Genomic DNA, 16945 nt, shown 5'->3' with positions numbered 1-16945 from the left:
TAAGCAATTGCGCTTAGCGCAATAATTTGACTGGGAAGTTATTACAACGCAGTTTCAGTTTTCTTATGGTCATAGTTGAATGTAAAATAAAATATAATACCTAAAATCAGCGCATAAGAAGCGAAAATTAGCCATATTGATTGCCAATCTTTAACACCATCATGCGTATACATATCAATGACAATACCGCTTAAAATAGAACCTAAATAAGCGCCAATACCATTGACCATTGTCATATATAATCCTTGCGCACTCGCCCGAATATTCGAACTCACTTCCTTTTCGATAAATATCGAACCGGAAATATTAAAAAAGTCAAAAGCGCAACCATAAACAATCATTGATAACATCAATAGCACAAAGCCAAATGGTGTTGGATCACCAAATGCAAAAAGACCAAATCTTAAAGTCCAAGCAATGATGCTGATCATTATTACTTTTTTGATGCCAAATTTTTTAAGGAAAAATGGGATCGTCAAAATAAAAGCGACTTCCGCCATTTGAGATACCGAAAGTAAAATAGCCGGATATTGTACAATCAAACTATCTTTAAATTCCGGTATTCTATCAAAATCGTGCAAGAAAGCACCACCATAAGTGTTAGTGAATTGTAATATCGCACCGAGTAACATGGCAAACAGAAAAAACACCGCCATCGTCGGTTTCTTGAATAAAACGAAAGCATCAAAACCTAATCGAGCAGCCCATGACTGCTTAGGATCTTTTTTAATTGCAATGTCTGGCAAGGTTGCACTATACAATACCAGTATTACCGATGCCGCACATGCGACATAAAGTTGTGCATTGCTAAGTTCAAATTTGAGTAAACTTATCATCCACATGGCGATAATAAAACCAATGGTGCCGTACACTCTTATTTTAGGAAAAACAGTAACCGTATCAAGCTTACTGTTATCTAAACAATGATAGCTAATCGAGTTTGAAAGGGCGATAGTTGGCATAAAAGCAAGGGCATTACACAGCATGACCCAAAATAATACAGTGGAATTATCGACCGAAGCAGCATAAAAAAGCGCTATTGCACAAATTGAATGACAAAGCATATAGAGATATTTTGCTTGAACAAATTTATCGGCAATAATCCCAATAATACATGGCATAATCAACGCAGCTAATCCTTTTGTGCTAAAAATCATCCCGACTTCCGTACCCGAAAAGTGTAAAGTCTTAAACAGATAGGAGCCAAAAGTAACTAACCAGCTTCCCCAAATAAAATATTGGAAAAACAACATTATTTTTAATCTATCTTTTATGTTCATGTTTGCTATCCATAATATAAGTGTGTACGGCTTGTACCACTCAAAATAATAAAAACGATTAATTAAAAACGTTCGATAGTTTTGGTAATTAATTGTAAGAAAGTTGCTTTAACACGTTCGGCTGTTTCAATCACCTCTTCATGCCCTAATGGCTGATCTAAAATGCCACAAGCCATATTGGTTAAGCACGAAATACCAATAGTTTTGATACCTGAATGGTGAGCAACAATTGCTTCCGGTACGGTTGACATACCCACAGCATCAGCGCCTAACACACGAATCATTCTAATTTCAGCCGGCGTTTCGTAAGTTGGACCGGTCCACCAAGCATAGACACCTTGTTGTAAAGTAATATTGAGTTCTTTAGCAACGTCAAGGACGGTAGCGCGTAACTGTTTGTTGTAAAGTTCGCTAACATCTAAAAAGCGTACCCCTAACTCAGGGTTATTTGGACCAATTAATGGATTATTGGCAGTTAAATTAATATGATCGGTAATTAACATCAGTTCGCCGGGTTTAAAGCTGGTATTAACGGCACCACAGGCATTAGTAATAATTAACTTTTCAACGCCCAGCATTTTCATTACACGAACAGGAAAAGTCACTTGATCTAAAGAAAACCCTTCGTAATAATGGAAACGTCCTTTCATCGCAACCACTGTTTTACCGCCGCTTTTACCAATGACTAATTCATTAGCATGACCGACCGCAGCCGATTGAGCAAAATGAGGGATATTGTCATATGCTATGCGAACGGCATCTTCAAGAGTATCAGCAAATGGACCTAAACCAGAGCCTAAAATAATGCCGATAGTTGGTTTTTTATCGGTGTGTTGTTGAATATAGTTAACCGCTTGTTGTATATCTGCTGTTTGATGCATGAGTGTACCTTTTTCATTTTTAATATGTGCTAATAAATAACGCTAAGTGATAAAAATAACCACCTAAAACTTATAAATAATCAGAATGCTAAATAAAGATAAATTTAACATTAGCAATTTGAATGATGATTATTAATATCACTTAGTATGTCACAAGAAATGATATAAATAATCTGCTTTTTCTCAAAACGAGAAAAAGATCACATAAAAAGATATAATAAAAACAATGTATTTATTATTTCGGCGTATATTATGATGATCTTCTTAAAAGAAGGGAAGTTGATTATTGCTTAAAGCGTATTCGCCTTGTGCTATTTCAAGTATTAAATCATATAAATCAAATCATTAGGCTAAAAATTAATTTAGTCTAACTGCACATAGGGATTTGTCTGTTAAATATCTATTCAATTACGGATCTTATTATGTTTAAACCCCTCAATCCGCTCACCACCACTATAGACAACGCCTTTAGTACCTCGAAAAAATCCTATTAATGTGAGATTACTTTGTTTGGCTTGCTCTACAGCCATCGATGTTGCTGCTGACACAGCAAGTAAGATCTCAATACCACAAATAGCACTCTTTTGTACCATTTCATAACTGGCTCGACTGGAGACCAAAATCACACCTACTGGATGATCTGGCTGTTGCTGTAACTGTTTGGCTCGATAGCCCAATAGTTTATCTAACGCCACATGCCTACCGATATCTTCAAACCCGGCAATAAAGTTTCCTTGTAAATCGAGCCATACCGCTGCATGAGTGCAACCTGTTTGCTGCCCGACAAGCTGCACTTGCTCCAAACTTGCCAGCGAGTTTGTAAAATCAGATAAGTTAATCCGGTGATTGTTTGGCAACGTTGGGATAAATTGACAAACTTGTTCGATCTGTTCGCTACCACAAATTCCACAACCGGTTCGGCCAGCTAAGTGGCGGCGCTTGTTTTTTAGTTCAGCAAAGCGTCTTGATGAGAGTTCAATATGTACTTCAATGCCTTGCGCGGTAGGGTTGATATCAATGCCATAAATATCCGTCACTGCGGTAATAATTTTTTCGGTTAATGAAAAACCAATAGCAAAATACGCTAAGTCTTTAGGCGATGCCATCATCACCACGTGGGAAATACCGTTATAAATCAGGGCTACCGGCATTTCTATGGCTAACTGATCTAACTCAGGTGCCAACTGTTTGGCAGCAATAAATTTATTAACTGTAAGTGTTTCAATACCGATTGTCATAATTGGCTCTTGATCTTGATGTTGTCAATGAGATTAGTAAGTTAAATATAATAACTGAGTATAAAGTTAATAGAAAGTACGGAATAATCAACGAAAATTGAAGATAGTAAGATTCTACCAATCATTGACTTATTGAGATGCGTACACGGTTTAATATGTTAAAATGAAACATCGTTAACAATATTTTAATGCAACTAAACTTATGTCAATACATGAAATTACCCATGAAATTATGCAGTTTATTCAACAACACCAAGTCTGGGCGTTGCCGATTATCTTTCTATTAGCTTTTGGTGAGTCATTGGCGATTATCTCTTTACTGGTGCCGGCAACTGCAATTTTATTAGGTGCCGGTGCACTGGTTGGCGCTGGTGTTATGTCATTTGTTCCGGTGTTGATTGTGGCATCGTTGGGCGCCATTTTTGGTGATTGGCTCTCTTACTGGTTAGGTAAACATTATCATCAGCAAGTGATCAACGCATGGCCACTGAATAAACACCCAAAATTAGTTTATCGAGCCGAACAGTTTTTTGCTCGTTATGGCACATTTGGCGTTTTTATCGGTCGTTTTTTTGGACCATTACGGGCATTAGTACCACTTATCGCAGGTACGATGCATATGCCAGCGACAAAATTTAATTTGGCTAATGTCACCTCAGCGCCGATTTGGGCTTTTGTGTTACTTGCCCCCGGCGCTTTCGGTATGCGTTGGTTAGAAACCCTATTTGGTTAAATGGTGCCAACGGTATAACTGCGACGCCCACTTTTGCGACCAAGCGCTTCTAAATTGGTTTGCAATGGTGGGAATGGTAATGTTAAATGGTGACGACGATACGCCTCGAGTATCAATTTATGTATAGCGCTACGTAGTTGCATGCGGTGCCCCATTTCAGCGGCAAAAACACGTAACTCAAATAACTGAATACCTTCTTGAATATCAACTAAAAATACTTGTGGCTCCGGATCTTTAAGCACATATTCACACTCATCAGATGCTTGCTGTAATAGTTTTATAACCAGTTCGCTATCTGCATCAATGGTTGCGGGAATCGTCAGTACAATTCGGGTTATGGAATCCGATAGCGACCAGTTGACGAGCTGTTCAGTAATAAACGCCTTATTTGGCATCACAATCTCTTTGCGATCCCAATCAACAATAGTAATGGCACGTGTGCTAATTTTGGTAATGTTACCGGTTAAATCACGAATAGTCACGGTATCACCAATACGTACCGGCTTTTCAAATAGAATAATTAGGCCTGAAATAAAGTTAGCAAATATTTCTTGAAGACCGAAACCTAAACCAACACCTAAGGCGGCAATAAGCCACTGTATTTTAGACCAATCAATACCGATAAATGAAAAAGCAATCATGCTACCAATCATTAAAATAATATATTTAGAAACGGTCGATATGGCGTAACTGGTACCGGGCGCTAAATCTAAATGCTGTAATATGCCCAGCTCTAAAAGTGCCGGTAAGTTTTTAACCAGTTGAATGGTAATTGTCATCACTAAAATCGCAATAAATACCGCACCAAGGGTAATATATTGTTCAGCTTCTGTTCCATTAACAATAATCGTCGTCCCCCACAATTTAATGTTATTCATAAAGGCGAACGCTGAATGGAGTTCTGACCAAAGCAGTATCATACTAATGAGTGCAATTAACATAATAATTGATCTCACTAATTGTAACGACTGAGCACTAATCACATCCAAATCGATAACAGGCTCATCGACACCGTCATTATTGACCTGAGATAACTCTTCTTCCTGACCTTTGGCTCGTTGCATTCTTTCTAGCCGGCGCTGTTTGGTGCGTTCAAATTCAATTCTACGTTTTTGAATCCACATCCAGCGACGAATCATAAAATAGATAACTAACAGACCAAACCAGATAATCACCGAGGCTTCAAGACGCCCCAATAAAACCTGTGCGGTAGATAGATAACCTAAGCAAGCGGCAATAATGGCTAACCATGGGGCACTTAATAAGATAAACCATAGAATATGGCTTAATAAATTATCACCACAACCTTTTTTATCAATGTAAAGTGGTACGCCGGCACGATGAATTGAGTTAGTCATAAACACTAATGCAAAGCATAAAATAATAAATGCAGTGCGACCAATCGTTGCGGCAAATTGACGGTTATTAAACTGATCAAAACTCATCACAATCATAACTAACGGAATCACGACCCAAACCGAAAGTTGATAATATTTCATTGCTTCACGGACATTTCGTTTTGACCAGCCGAAATGAGTAATAAACAGCCCATTTTTAGCGGCGAAATGGGCAGTAATGATAAACACCCATAAAATAGGCGCAGCGGCATTAACCCCATAACCCAAAGCGACAGCGACAGGATAATCCCAATTAATTTGCAAGGCATAACCAAATACCGCCCACAAAATCGGGATAGGTAATGCCATAATTAAGGAGTAAATAATCACTTTTAAGGTTAACGAATAACTATCTTGCGTCACTTTACCCACCCGTGAAGCTGATTTGTTTAAAAATGCATAATATTTATTGCGCATCTTGAAGTGGGTAAACACAAACAGTAGCGACAAAACCAATAAAAAGAGTGGTTTTGGTGCCGTCAATACTTCACTACTAGCATTATAGAGTTGAGTTAACGTATCAATTGAAAAAATGACATAAACCACATCTTTAGCAAGATTGACCGGAAAGTTTAGCGAAATAGGGTTGACATCAGCTACCCAGAAAAAGTAGCGGTGTGCCGCCTCGTTCACTTCATCAATGGCATTGGTCAGTTGTTTGTTAGAAATCTTTAATTTGGTGAGTTCTAGAATCGTGGTATCGGTACCGGAAATTAACGTCTTAAGAAGCTCACTTTGTTCACGAAGTAGCCGTCGATATTGGCTGGCAATTTTTACATTAGCTAATGAGCCGTTTAATGTCGGGTAGTTAGCTAATGCTGATAAGGTGTTAGTGTAATTAAGTTGCTGAACTTTAGCTTCAGCAATTTCGGCATCTAAAGGCTGTGATTTTGGTTTTTCCGGAAGGCGCAGTAATTGTTGACGTAAGGTTTCGCCAAGCGCTGTTGAAAAACTTAACCACTCGCCTTGTTCAGCTAAGGTTGCTAGCGTATTTTGAACATGCGAAATTTGCGTGGTGATGTTGTTTTGTTCATTAATAATGCTGGTTAAGTGAGTCTTTTGGTACTCCAAATTTTGTCGAAGATCATCGTTTTTTTCATTCAATTCATTAATAATAGCAGAAAGTTCATCTTCATTATTAATTACCAACATACTCTCTTGAGCAACAGCAATGGATGAAAAGAGCAGGAACAAACAACATAAAAAACCACGCATTGACATAAAGTTAGATCCTTTCTGCTAATTTTTGACCCACACGAACTTGATCACCAATTTTAAGATGACTGTCAAATTCAATGGCGTTAGAGGCAAATAATGTAATCACTGTTGAACCAAGTTTGAAACAGCCCATATCTTCGCCTTTGGACAATTTCACCTCGCCGGAATAAGTCCAGCGTTTCATAATTCCGTCACGCGGAGGGGTGATTAGACCTTCCCAAGCAACTTCAATACTTCCAACAATGGTTGCGCCAACTAAAATTTGAGCCATAGGTCCAAAATCGGTTTCGAACAGGCAAATCACACGTTCGTTACGAGCAAAGATATTCGCAATACATTCAGTGGTTGCTTTACTGACCGAAAATAGCGAACCGGGCACATAGATCATCTCCCGTAAAGTTCCGTCACACGGCATATGAAAGCGGTGATAGTTTTTTGGCGATAAATAAGTAGTGGCAAAAGCGCCATTTTTAAAAAACTTAATCATGTCAGGATGACAGGCAAGCAGTGAATCTAACGTGTAAAAGTGCCCTTTTGCTTGTAACAATAAATTGTCTTGAATTGTACCAAATTGGCTGATAACTCCGTCAGCCGGCATAACCACTGAATTGGTTGAAGCATCAATAGGGCGAGCATCTTGTTTTAGTTCACGAGCAAAGAAATCATTGAAGGTTTTATACTCTTTGACATTGCTGATTTGAGCTTCACTCAAATCGATTTTATACAGCTTACTAAAGCCTTGAATCATCCACGTTGTCACGATGCCCAACTGTTTTTTTGCCAGCCAACCAAAAATAACGGTTAACATCTGTTTAGGAAGAAGATACTGAATCATTGCTTTTAACTGATTTAACATAGAAAACTCTCAAATTAGTTTAGTAATATTTCATTATAACAATATTTATAACGAATGTATAAAATGCCCTTAAATCGACAATTTGTGCGTTAGATCACATAGATTTTAAATATTTTGCCAATAAGTGCAAAACAATGGCAATCGATTAAAAGTGTCACTCACATTAGTTTTCTAAACTGTGCTCATTACCAATAATGAGGATAGATTTAATGGCAATTCGATACGTTGCTGCAATAGATTTAGGCGCATCAAGCGGCCGTGTAATGTTGGCAAGTTTTGATCAGCAAACGGAAGATTTAACGCTGAGTGAAATACATCGATTTAGTAATGGATTTAAAGCGATAGATAAACATTACTGTTGGGATCTGAATTATTTAGAGCAAGAAATATTAAACGGCTTAAGCAAAATTGTTGAGCAAAATATCAAACTTGACAGTATCGGGATTGATACATGGGGAGTGGATTATGTCTTGCTTGACTGCAACGGCGAGATTGTTGGACCAACTTATGCCTATCGCGATCATCGTACTGATAGCGTTATGGAACAAGTTCAAGCTGAATTGGGCGCCGAGGCAATTTATCAAAAAACCGGCATCCAGTTTTTAACCTTCAACACCCTTTATCAACTAAAAGCCATGATGAATGAAAACCCGTTATGGTTAGCACAAGTGACCGATTTAGTGATGATCCCCGATTATCTGATCTATCGTCTTACCGGCAAGCTTAACCGGGAATACACCAATGCAACAACAACCCAGTTAGTTAACGTCACCCGTCATGATTGGGATGATGAATTACTGAACTATCTTGGTTTACCCCGTAAATGGTTTGGTGAAATTGCTATGCCGGGTAATCAAGTCGGCACTTGGAAAAGCCCCAAAGGCGATTCGATTCCGGTGATTGCTGTCGCCAGTCATGATACCGCCAGCGCAGTGATTGCCGCACCAATCAACAATCACAGTAGTGCTTATTTGTGTTCGGGCACTTGGTCATTAATGGGCATTGAATCATCACAACCTTTTACTGAGCCGCACGCTTTAAAAGCCAACATCACCAATGAAGGGGGCGTTAATGGCTCCTATCGGGTATTAAAAAATATTATGGGACTATGGTTATTTCAACGCGTTTGCGCTGAACACCAAATAAATGATATTCGCTCATTGATTAAGCAAGCTGAGCAACAACCCGCTTTTAAACATGTTATCAATCCTAACGATTCCAGACTATTAAACCCAGAATCCATGACTGAAACCTTAAAACAACTCTGTCATGAACATAACGGTCTTAAGCCGCAAAGCTTAGCAGAACTGGTTCGCTGTATTTTCGATAGCTTAGCGCTGTTATATCGGGAAGTCCTAACCGAACTATCAAGCTTAATAAAACAGCCTATCCAAACATTACATATCGTTGGAGGAGGTTGTCAAAACGCATTTTTAAATCAGCTATGTGCTGATCTTTGCCAAATTAGTGTTACCGCCGGACCGATTGAGTCATCTGCACTGGGTAATGTTGGTTACCAGCTCATTTCTTTAGGTGATATTGCGGATGTTAAACAGCTACGCCAAATCATCACGCATAATTTTAAAACTGACATTTATTATCCCTGCAACATGGCTAACTAATTAATTAACATGATTTTATATTGAATTAAGGAGCATCAAATGAGTGAAGTTGAAAAGGCATATCAAATTGCCAAAAACCGATTTGAGCAGCTAGGTGTCGATACCGATGTTGCAATCGCCGCAATGGCAAGACTACCGATATCGGTGCATTGCTGGCAGGGCGATGATGTCGCTGGCTTTGAAAAACAAGAAGGTGAATTAACAGGCGGCATTCAAGCAACCGGCAACTATCCGGGTAAAGCACGTAATGCCGATGAGTTAAGAGCTGATTTAGATAAAGCCTTTAGCCTGATCCCGGGTCCCAAAAGATTAAATTTACATGCATGTTATTTAGAGGCTGATCACAAAGTCGATCGTAACGAAATTAAACCGGAACATTTCGCTAATTGGGTAAATTGGGCGAAACAACAGCATATTGGACTTGATTTTAACCCAACTTACTTTTCTCATCCCCTAAGTAATGAAGGTACGTTAACCCATGTCGATGATGAGATTCGCCAGTTTTGGATCGACCATGGTAAAGCTTGCCGTAAAATCTCAGAATATTTTGGCAAAGAGCTTGGCACCCCTTCGGTGATGAATATCTGGCTACCGGACGGCATGAAAGATATAACCGTCGACAAGTTTGCGCCTAGACAACGTTTAGTTCAAGCCATTGATGAAATCATCAGTGAAAAACTTGATCCCAAATATCATATTGATGCGGTTGAAAGCAAACTATTTGGTATTGGGCTTGAGTCTTATACTGCCGGATCAAACGAATTTTATTTAGCCTATGCAACTTCACGTAAAACGGCGCTATGTTTAGATGCCGGGCATTTTCATCCAACCGAAGTGATTTCAGATAAGATCTCCGCAGTAATGCCGTTTGTTGAACACTTATTATTACACGTCAGCCGCCCGGTTCGTTGGGATAGCGATCACGTGGTTTTATTTGATGACGAAACCCAAAACATTGCCAGTGAGATCATCCGTAACAACTTATTCGATCGTGTACATATTGGCTTAGATTTCTTTGATGCCTCAATTAACCGTATTGCCGCTTGGGTAATAGGTACCCGCAATATGAAAAAATGTTTATTAAAAGCCCTGCTTGAGCCGACCGAAAAACTCAAACAGTACGAACGTGAGCGAGACTTTACCTCAAGACTTGCGCTTTTAGAAGAGCAAAAATCGTTACCATGGCAGGCGGTTTGGGATAAGTATTGTCAATTAAACGATGTACCTGTCGGCAGCCAATGGCTCGAAGAAGTACGTCAATATGAAACAGCGGTATTAAGTCAACGTAAATAAGGTGAAAACAATGCAACAGATTCAATCTTCTTGGTTTGTCCAAGCAATGGTAAAAGCGACTTATGATATGTGGCTAAAAGGTTGGGATGAACGTAACGGCGGTAATGTCAGTTTAAGATTATTAGAAAGTGACATAATTTCATTCCAAAACGACTTTTATGCTAATCCTCACCACGAATCATTAACGCAAGATGTGAGCAAATTAGCTAACCAATATTTTATTGTCACCGGATCGGGTAAATTCTTTCGTAATGTCATTTTAGATCCTGCCGACACGTTGGCGGTGGTCAAAATTGACGAGCAGGGCAAAGGTTATTACATCATGTGGGGACTGGTAAATGGTGGATTACCTACCTCAGAGCTAGCGGCTCACTTGCAGTCACATATCGTGCGTATTGAACACAGTCAGGGTAAAGATCGGGTAATTATGCATTGTCATGCAACCAATCTTATTGCTTTAACTTATGTGCTTGAGCTTGATACAGCGGTGATTACTCGATTGTTATGGGAAATGAGTACGGAATGTTTAGTTGTCTTTCCCGACGGTGTGGGCGTGGTTCCATGGATGGTGCCTGGCAAAGACGAAATCGGCTACGCAACTGCCGAACAAATGGCGAAACACACGCTTGTGTTATGGGCATTTCATGGCGTCTTTGGCACCGGCGCTACATTAGATGAAGCCTTTGGTCTGATAGATACCGCTGAAAAGTCTGCTCAAATACTGGTCAAAGTCTTATCAATGGGCGGCAAACGCCAAACTATCACTACTGAACAATTTAAGTTATTGGCACAAAGGTTTGATGTCAAACCAATGCAGGAGGCGTTGCAGTAAAAAAGCTGTTTTATCAAAAGATAGATGTCATTATCTTTTAATAAATATAAGGATACAGATATGAGTAGTTCAATTATTTTAGGCATTTTTTGGCACTTTATCGGTGCCGCTTCTGCCGCCTGTTTTTACGCACCACTAAAAAAAGTCAAAAATTGGTCTTGGGAAACGATGTGGTCAATCGCCGGTATCTTTTCTTGGATCATCCTTCCTTGGTCGATTAGCTATTATTTGCTCCCGGATTTTTTGGGGTACTACGGCTCATTCGGTTTTGATACTTTACTTCCGGTGTTTTTATTCGGCGCTATGTGGGGCGTTGGTAATATCGGTTATGGGCTAACCATGCGTTATTTAGGTATGTCTATGGGCATTGGTATTGCAATTGGCATTACCTTGATTGTTGGCACACTGATGACGCCGATTATACAAGGTCAATTTGGTGAACTCATTGCCTCAACCGGCGGCAAAATGACCCTGCTTGGTGTTGTTATTGCTGTTATTGGCGTTGCGATTGTCACTTATGCCGGATTACTAAAAGAGAAAACGCTTGGGGTACAAGTTGCCGATTTTAACTTGAAAAAAGGGCTGTTACTTGCTGTGATGTGTGGGATTTTTTCTGCCGGCATGTCATTTGCCATGAGCGCCGCTGTCCCTATGCATAATAAAGCTGCTGAACTGGGGGTTGATCATCTTTATGTCGCCTTACCTAGTTATGTCATCATCATGGGCGGTGGTGCAATTATTAATCTGGGCTTTTGTATAATACGTCTTTGCTACCAACCTGAACTCTCCTTTAAAAAAGATATCGCTATTGCCAAATCGTTACTAATCAGTAATGCCTTGTTCGCCATATTAGGCGGTGCAATGTGGTACTTCCAATTTTTCTTTTATGCTTGGGGACATGCCAATATCCCGGCTGATTATGGCTTTATGAGTTGGATGTTACACATGAGTTTTTATGTGCTATGTGGTGGCATTGTTGGATTGGTATTAAAAGAGTGGTTTGGCACCGGCAGTAAACCTGTGCGTATATTGTGTCTGGGTTGTTTGGTGATTATTGTTGCCGCCAACGTGGTTGGTTTAGGCATGGCAAATTAAATAAATAGTTAAAGGAAAAACATTATGTCTTATCGCATGATTCTGAATGAAACGTCTTATTTTGGTGCTGGCTCAATCAGCCATATTGTTGATGAAGTGAAAAAACGGGGTTTTAAAAAAGCGCTTGTCGTCACCGATAAAGATTTAATTAAATTCAATGTCGCCACTAAAGTCACCAAATTATTAGATGACAACGGCTTTGATTATCAAATTTTTGATGAAGTGATACCAAATCCAATGATCGGCATTGTTCAAAAAGGGGTAGAGGTTTTTAAAACGTCGGGAGCAGATTACTTAATTGCTATTGGTGGCGGTTCACCGCAAGATACTGCTAAAGCCATTGGTATTATTATCAATAACCCGGAATTTGCCGATGTGCGAAGTTTGGAAGGGGTCGCGCCAACCAAAAAGCCTGCCGTCCCGACCATTGCCATACCGACAACCGCCGGCACAGCGGCCGAGGTAACCATTAACTATGTGATCACCGATGAAGAGAAAAAGCGTAAATTTGTCTGCGTCGATCCGCATGATATACCCGTTGTGGCAATTATTGATTCAGACATGATGGCAAGTATGCCAGCAAGCTTAAAAGCGGCAACCGGCGTGGATGCATTAACCCATGCGATTGAAGGTTATATTACAAAAGGTGCTTGGGAACTGTCAGATATGTTTCATCTAAAAGCGATTGAAGTTATTTCACGCGCTTTACGTGATTCGGTAAAAGGCATCGCTAAAGGGAGCGAAGATATGGCTCTAGGGCAATATATTGCAGGTATGGGCTTTTCAAATGTTGGATTAGGCTTAGTACACGGTATGGCACATCCGCTAGGCGCTTTTTATGGCACGCCACATGGGGTAGCAAATGCAGTACTATTACCCCATATCATGGCTTACAATGCTGATTTTACCGCGGATAAATTCCGTGATATTGCTAAAGCAATGGGCGTTACCGGCACGGACAGCATGACAACCGAACAAGCCCGAGTGGCGGCAGTTAATGCGGTAAAACAGCTTAATGAAGATGTCGCTATCCCCGCCACTTTAAAAGCGATCGGCGTTAAATTGGAAGATATACCGGCGCTGGCGCAAGCGGCTTTTGATGATGTGTGCACCGGTGGCAATCCACGGCAAGCAACTGTAAAGGATATTGAACAATTGTATCTTGCCATTTATGAATAACCATTAGCAAATGAGCACGCTTGAAACAGACTGATACGGATTAATTGGTCTGTTTCATCAGCAAAAAATCCAACAAAAAGGAGTTGTCATGATAAGAAAAGCCTCAATTATGCAAGTTCATCCCGACAAGCATGCTGAATATAAAAAACGTCACGATGAAATATTTCCGGAACTGGTTAAAGTGTTAAAAGACCACGGTGCGCACAACTACTCAATTTTTCTTGATAGTAAACGCCACCTACTTTTTGCTTATGTTGAAATCGAATCAGAAGAGCGCTGGCAAGCGGTAGCACAAACTCAAGCTTGTCAAAAATGGTGGGCATTTATGCAAGACATTATGCCGAGTAATGCAGACAATAGCCCGATCAGTGAAGCGCTCACAAGCGTTTTTTACCTCGGATAAAGTTAACTCTCTTTCATATTGATGAAAGAGAGCTGACATAAATCAAACCTGTTTTAACTTATCTTGAAATCGAGAACGATAGATAGACGGTGTTTGCTTCAACTCTTTTTTAAACACCGCCGAAAAATAGTTACTATCGTTATAACCGCACTCAGCGGCGATAAGACTGATTGAAAGCTGGGTATTACGAAGTAAAGACATGGCTTTACATAACCGGCATTTTTGCAAATACTCATTAATGGTCATACCGGTTTGACTTTTAAATAAACGACTCAAAGAACGTGCGGCAATATTGTATTGTTTGCAAAACATCTCTAAATTAAACGCACTGGCTATACTGTTATGTAATACCGTAAATAAAATATCTAATTGATGCGTCGCCGTGGGTGACTGCTCATTAGGCTGTTGTTTAATACGATCTAATAAAATAACCAGCTGTAAAAATAGCGCTTCAGATAAGTGGATTGACGCCGGGTTATTTTTTTGCGACTCGATAGTTAATTGATCAATAAGTGGAGAGACCTGCTTTATAAAAGAAGGATGAATACGCCATATTCGCTCAGTATGTTTTGCCGTTTGTTTAGGTAAATAATTCTCAATAGCTGAAGATAAAAACAGTTGTTGCCTTAAATATAAAACATTAATCAACTTCAAATTATTCACCGATTCATAACCGTGAATATCACTTGGATTAATATACAAAATATCACCGCTGGTAATCGGATAGATATAATCATTCCAATGATGTAAACCATTACCCGAACAAACAATAACAATTTCATTAAAATCGTGAAAATGGAGCGGAAAAGGTTGTTGATGATCTCGCTTTTCGACAGTGACAGTATTCATCGGTGAAATAAAATAGTCTTGTTTGTATAAACGTAAATACTTCTCCATAAATCTGTTCCTGACCTAAAAATGACAGCACTAATGATAACGCTTATCGGGATCTTTGCGTAGCGTTTGTGGTGAAAAATTAAACTCATGTTTAAAGCATGTTGAAAAATAAGCGCTATCATTAAAACCGCACTCCTGTGCAATAGTGGTTATGGACTTATCGGTATCAATGAGTTGAGTATAAGCATCGGCTAAACGTAATTTAATTAAATACTTTTGCGGAGTGATACCTATCTCATTTTTAACATGGCGATGAAATGACCGCAACGATAACGAAAACTGCTGCGTCACTTTTAGCCAATCAATTGGCTCTTTAAAATGAACTTGCAAATAACGCAGCAGTTGCTTAACCCGATTATCGCTTGACCCGCTGCCTTGATTAACATACTGATTTTGCTTAAACAGAATGAGCAGTTGTAAGAACAGGCTTTCTTGATAAGCACTCGACTCATCGTTCATATGATTGAATTGCTGAAGAATATATTGAATATTTTGATCACACTTCTTATCAAAAAAATAGTGCGAGTGCAGTGGATCATGTTGTGGTATCAACTGATGAATGCCATTTATAAAATTAAAGCTACTGGGATCTCGAAATAAAATATTGGTGAGATGTAAATTGTTCACATTTTCATACAGATGACAATCGGTTGCATGAATATAAAACATCATGCCCGGATAGAGATCAAACAATCGCCCATTCAAAATATGCTTACCGTAGCCGTTGGTGACAATGACAATCTCGTTAAAGTTGTGAGTATGCTCAGGGTAGACAGGTTGAGGCTCTCGAGGTTCTACAGTGATCTTTTGCTCACTAGACGAAAAAAAATCTTTATCAAGTAACTTCTGTATCATGGCGAACCTCATTTTTTTTAAAACTTACAACCACCATTTTAAAAAGTAAATCAAACTCACACCTTTAATATTTGGACAGCTAACCGAATATTTTGGCTATAAATTATAGCTGTACGTGAATTTTTATTAAAAATGTGCGAAGCTTCACATTTTTAAAATCACTTCATTAACCACAAATCAGCAATAGCTAAATTAACACAAAACCGCTTAATTTTTTATAGAATAAAAAATACTCATATTTCATCTTGTTGATGTCTATTATTTATGATACTTTTTATCCACTTTATTTGACTTATATTAAAAAAGAAGACGTTTACATGGAAATCTTAATTGTTATTCTGATATTTTTGGTAGTCCTGCTTGTAAAATACAATAGAGTCATTACAATCCTCATTAAAACCCTAAGACACAAACCCTTTCCTCAAAATACCAACAAACCTGAACAACTGACAATCGACCAGCAAAATGCGCTATCTGCTGGGCTAATTATTGCTGAACAGCACATGTTTTGTTGGGATAGCTTAGAAAGTGATGCCCGAAACTCCGGTAAAACAGAACAGAAATATCGTTTAGGTACAGCTTGGGATGTGTTTTCGCCTCAAAGCGCAGTTGAATGCTTATCCTCTTTTGGGTCATTTCACAAAATTGTTAATAGCGCGATAGAAATTTATCTTAATGTTCCCAAAGAACAGTGGCAAAGTTATATTAATGACCAAATCCCGGAAGATTATCGTGAAATTATTGGGGTGTATTGCTCAAGGTTAGATCAAGTATCTGCAATTTTAATTGAAAACAAAGTCGCCGAAAATCAGGAAGAAGTACGCCAAATTTTACTTCGAGGCGCTATTGCATGGGATTTAGGCCGCATTGTTTATATTGCCAGAGCAAGCTATGTGGCGGGCTATATCAACAAAGAGCAAGCATGGCAAGCGATTAACTCAGTTTTACCCGTTGTTAAAGAACATTTTGCCAATTGGAAACAATTTGGTCAAAGTTATATGCTGGGTCGTGCCGTATATCAGCCTGATGATGCATCGATTCCGGGCTTATTTGATATTTACACACAAGCGACCACTTCTGAAGATAGTCCATGGCTAAAATACCCATTAAATAACTAATTTATTACTTGTGACAGTGTGAACTGTCACAAGCACTCAAATACATTC

General features: G+C 39.1%; 14 protein-coding genes and 1 pseudogene. 8 read left to right on the top strand and 7 right to left on the bottom strand.

The genetic code is table 11. The features are described 5' to 3' along the window. Positions 1–41: 41 nt before the first annotated feature. The 3 genes from J3U42_RS05530 to fdhD all read right to left on the bottom strand — a co-directional run bounded on the left by J3U42_RS05530 (position 42) and on the right by fdhD (position 3399). Positions 42–1280, bottom strand: coding sequence for a nucleoside permease (locus tag J3U42_RS05530; protein WP_267335894.1), 1239 nt, complete (start codon positions 1278–1280; stop codon positions 42–44). A 62-nt stretch (positions 1281–1342) separates the two neighbouring features. Next, complete coding sequence (locus tag J3U42_RS05525; protein ID WP_220219254.1) at positions 1343–2161, bottom strand: purine-nucleoside phosphorylase; 819 nt, start codon at positions 2159–2161, stop codon at positions 1343–1345. Between the two features lie 404 nt (positions 2162–2565). Then, positions 2566–3399, bottom strand: a complete 834-nt coding sequence (gene fdhD / locus J3U42_RS05520; RefSeq protein WP_267335893.1) for a formate dehydrogenase accessory sulfurtransferase FdhD — start codon at positions 3397–3399, stop codon at positions 2566–2568. A gap of 202 nt (positions 3400–3601) precedes the next feature. Here fdhD and J3U42_RS05515 point away from each other — a divergent pair, with 202 nt between their 5' ends. Further along, positions 3602–4132 (top strand): DedA family protein, encoded by a 531-nt coding sequence (locus J3U42_RS05515; RefSeq protein WP_220219256.1) that lies wholly within the window; start codon positions 3602–3604, stop codon positions 4130–4132. Here the strand turns inward: J3U42_RS05515 and mscM are convergent. Together mscM and asd are read right to left on the bottom strand one after the other, a co-directional pair. Next, positions 4129–6669 (bottom strand): annotated as a pseudogene (gene mscM, locus J3U42_RS05510) (miniconductance mechanosensitive channel MscM); the annotation flags it as partial. The gene J3U42_RS05515 and the pseudogene mscM sit on opposite strands and share 4 nt — an antisense overlap. 85 nt (positions 6670–6754) lie before the next feature. Further along, on the bottom strand, positions 6755–7603 hold the full coding sequence (gene asd / locus J3U42_RS05505; RefSeq protein WP_220219258.1) for an archaetidylserine decarboxylase: 849 nt from the start codon (positions 7601–7603) through the stop codon (positions 6755–6757). Positions 7604–7812: 209 nt separating this feature from the next. On the opposite strand from asd, the gene rhaB reads away from it, so the two are divergent. From rhaB to rhaM, 6 genes are all read left to right on the top strand, one after another. Further along, on the top strand, positions 7813–9225 hold the full coding sequence (rhaB, locus tag J3U42_RS05500; RefSeq protein ID WP_267335892.1) for a rhamnulokinase: 1413 nt from the start codon (positions 7813–7815) through the stop codon (positions 9223–9225). Between the two features lie 39 nt (positions 9226–9264). Then, positions 9265–10518 carry an L-rhamnose isomerase gene (locus tag J3U42_RS05495; protein ID WP_267335891.1) on the top strand — a complete coding sequence of 418 codons (1254 nt, stop codon included), beginning with the start codon at positions 9265–9267 and terminating at the stop codon, positions 10516–10518. 10 nt (positions 10519–10528) lie between these two features. After that, positions 10529–11350 (top strand): rhamnulose-1-phosphate aldolase, encoded by an 822-nt coding sequence (gene rhaD, locus J3U42_RS05490; protein ID WP_267335890.1) that lies wholly within the window; start codon positions 10529–10531, stop codon positions 11348–11350. 60 nt (positions 11351–11410) lie between these two features. Continuing rightward, positions 11411–12445, top strand: a complete 1035-nt coding sequence (gene rhaT / locus J3U42_RS05485; RefSeq protein WP_220219262.1) for an L-rhamnose/proton symporter RhaT — start codon at positions 11411–11413, stop codon at positions 12443–12445. A 24-nt stretch (positions 12446–12469) separates the two neighbouring features. Then, positions 12470–13624 carry a lactaldehyde reductase gene (gene fucO / locus J3U42_RS05480; protein ID WP_267335889.1) on the top strand — a complete coding sequence of 385 codons (1155 nt, stop codon included), beginning with the start codon at positions 12470–12472 and terminating at the stop codon, positions 13622–13624. An 88-nt stretch (positions 13625–13712) separates the two neighbouring features. After that, positions 13713–14027 carry an L-rhamnose mutarotase gene (rhaM, locus tag J3U42_RS05475; RefSeq protein ID WP_267335888.1) on the top strand — a complete coding sequence of 105 codons (315 nt, stop codon included), beginning with the start codon at positions 13713–13715 and terminating at the stop codon, positions 14025–14027. A gap of 42 nt (positions 14028–14069) precedes the next feature. Here rhaM and J3U42_RS05470 read toward each other — a convergent pair whose 3' ends face one another. Both J3U42_RS05470 and rhaS read right to left on the bottom strand, forming a co-directional pair. Continuing rightward, a complete protein-coding gene (locus J3U42_RS05470) occupies positions 14070–14924 on the bottom strand; it encodes a helix-turn-helix domain-containing protein (protein WP_267335887.1) in 855 nt (284 codons plus the stop codon). A 30-nt stretch (positions 14925–14954) separates the two neighbouring features. Further along, entirely contained in the window at positions 14955–15779 is an 825-nt protein-coding gene (gene rhaS / locus J3U42_RS05465) for an HTH-type transcriptional activator RhaS (protein ID WP_267335886.1), read from the bottom strand. 317 nt (positions 15780–16096) lie between these two features. Between rhaS and J3U42_RS05460 the strand changes: the two genes are divergently transcribed. Next, a complete protein-coding gene (locus J3U42_RS05460) occupies positions 16097–16897 on the top strand; it encodes a DUF1266 domain-containing protein (RefSeq protein WP_267335885.1) in 801 nt (266 codons plus the stop codon). Positions 16898–16945 lie beyond the last annotated feature (48 nt).

The sequence above is a fragment of the Gilliamella sp. B2923 genome, from assembly GCF_026536565.1.
GTDB lineage: Bacteria > Pseudomonadota > Gammaproteobacteria > Enterobacterales > Orbaceae > Gilliamella.
This window is presented reverse-complemented; position numbering and strand designations above follow the sequence as displayed.

Bases quoted from the DNA above. Each gene is read 5' to 3' on its own strand.
- J3U42_RS05530 (WP_267335894.1), bottom strand. From the start codon at position 1,280: ATGAACATAAAAGATAGATTAAAAATAATGTTGTTTTTCCAATATTTT.
- J3U42_RS05525 (WP_220219254.1), bottom strand. From the start codon at position 2,161: ATGCATCAAACAGCAGATATACAACAAGCGGTTAACTATATTCAACAA.
- fdhD (WP_267335893.1), bottom strand. From the start codon at position 3,399: ATGACAATCGGTATTGAAACACTTACAGTTAATAAATTTATTGCTGCC.
- J3U42_RS05515 (WP_220219256.1), top strand. From the start codon at position 3,602: ATGTCAATACATGAAATTACCCATGAAATTATGCAGTTTATTCAACAA.
- asd (WP_220219258.1), bottom strand. From the start codon at position 7,603: ATGTTAAATCAGTTAAAAGCAATGATTCAGTATCTTCTTCCTAAACAG.
- rhaB (WP_267335892.1), top strand. From the start codon at position 7,813: ATGGCAATTCGATACGTTGCTGCAATAGATTTAGGCGCATCAAGCGGC.
- J3U42_RS05495 (WP_267335891.1), top strand. From the start codon at position 9,265: ATGAGTGAAGTTGAAAAGGCATATCAAATTGCCAAAAACCGATTTGAG.
- rhaD (WP_267335890.1), top strand. From the start codon at position 10,529: ATGCAACAGATTCAATCTTCTTGGTTTGTCCAAGCAATGGTAAAAGCG.
- rhaT (WP_220219262.1), top strand. From the start codon at position 11,411: ATGAGTAGTTCAATTATTTTAGGCATTTTTTGGCACTTTATCGGTGCC.
- fucO (WP_267335889.1), top strand. From the start codon at position 12,470: ATGTCTTATCGCATGATTCTGAATGAAACGTCTTATTTTGGTGCTGGC.
- rhaM (WP_267335888.1), top strand. From the start codon at position 13,713: ATGATAAGAAAAGCCTCAATTATGCAAGTTCATCCCGACAAGCATGCT.
- J3U42_RS05470 (WP_267335887.1), bottom strand. From the start codon at position 14,924: ATGGAGAAGTATTTACGTTTATACAAACAAGACTATTTTATTTCACCG.
- rhaS (WP_267335886.1), bottom strand. From the start codon at position 15,779: ATGATACAGAAGTTACTTGATAAAGATTTTTTTTCGTCTAGTGAGCAA.
- J3U42_RS05460 (WP_267335885.1), top strand. From the start codon at position 16,097: ATGGAAATCTTAATTGTTATTCTGATATTTTTGGTAGTCCTGCTTGTA.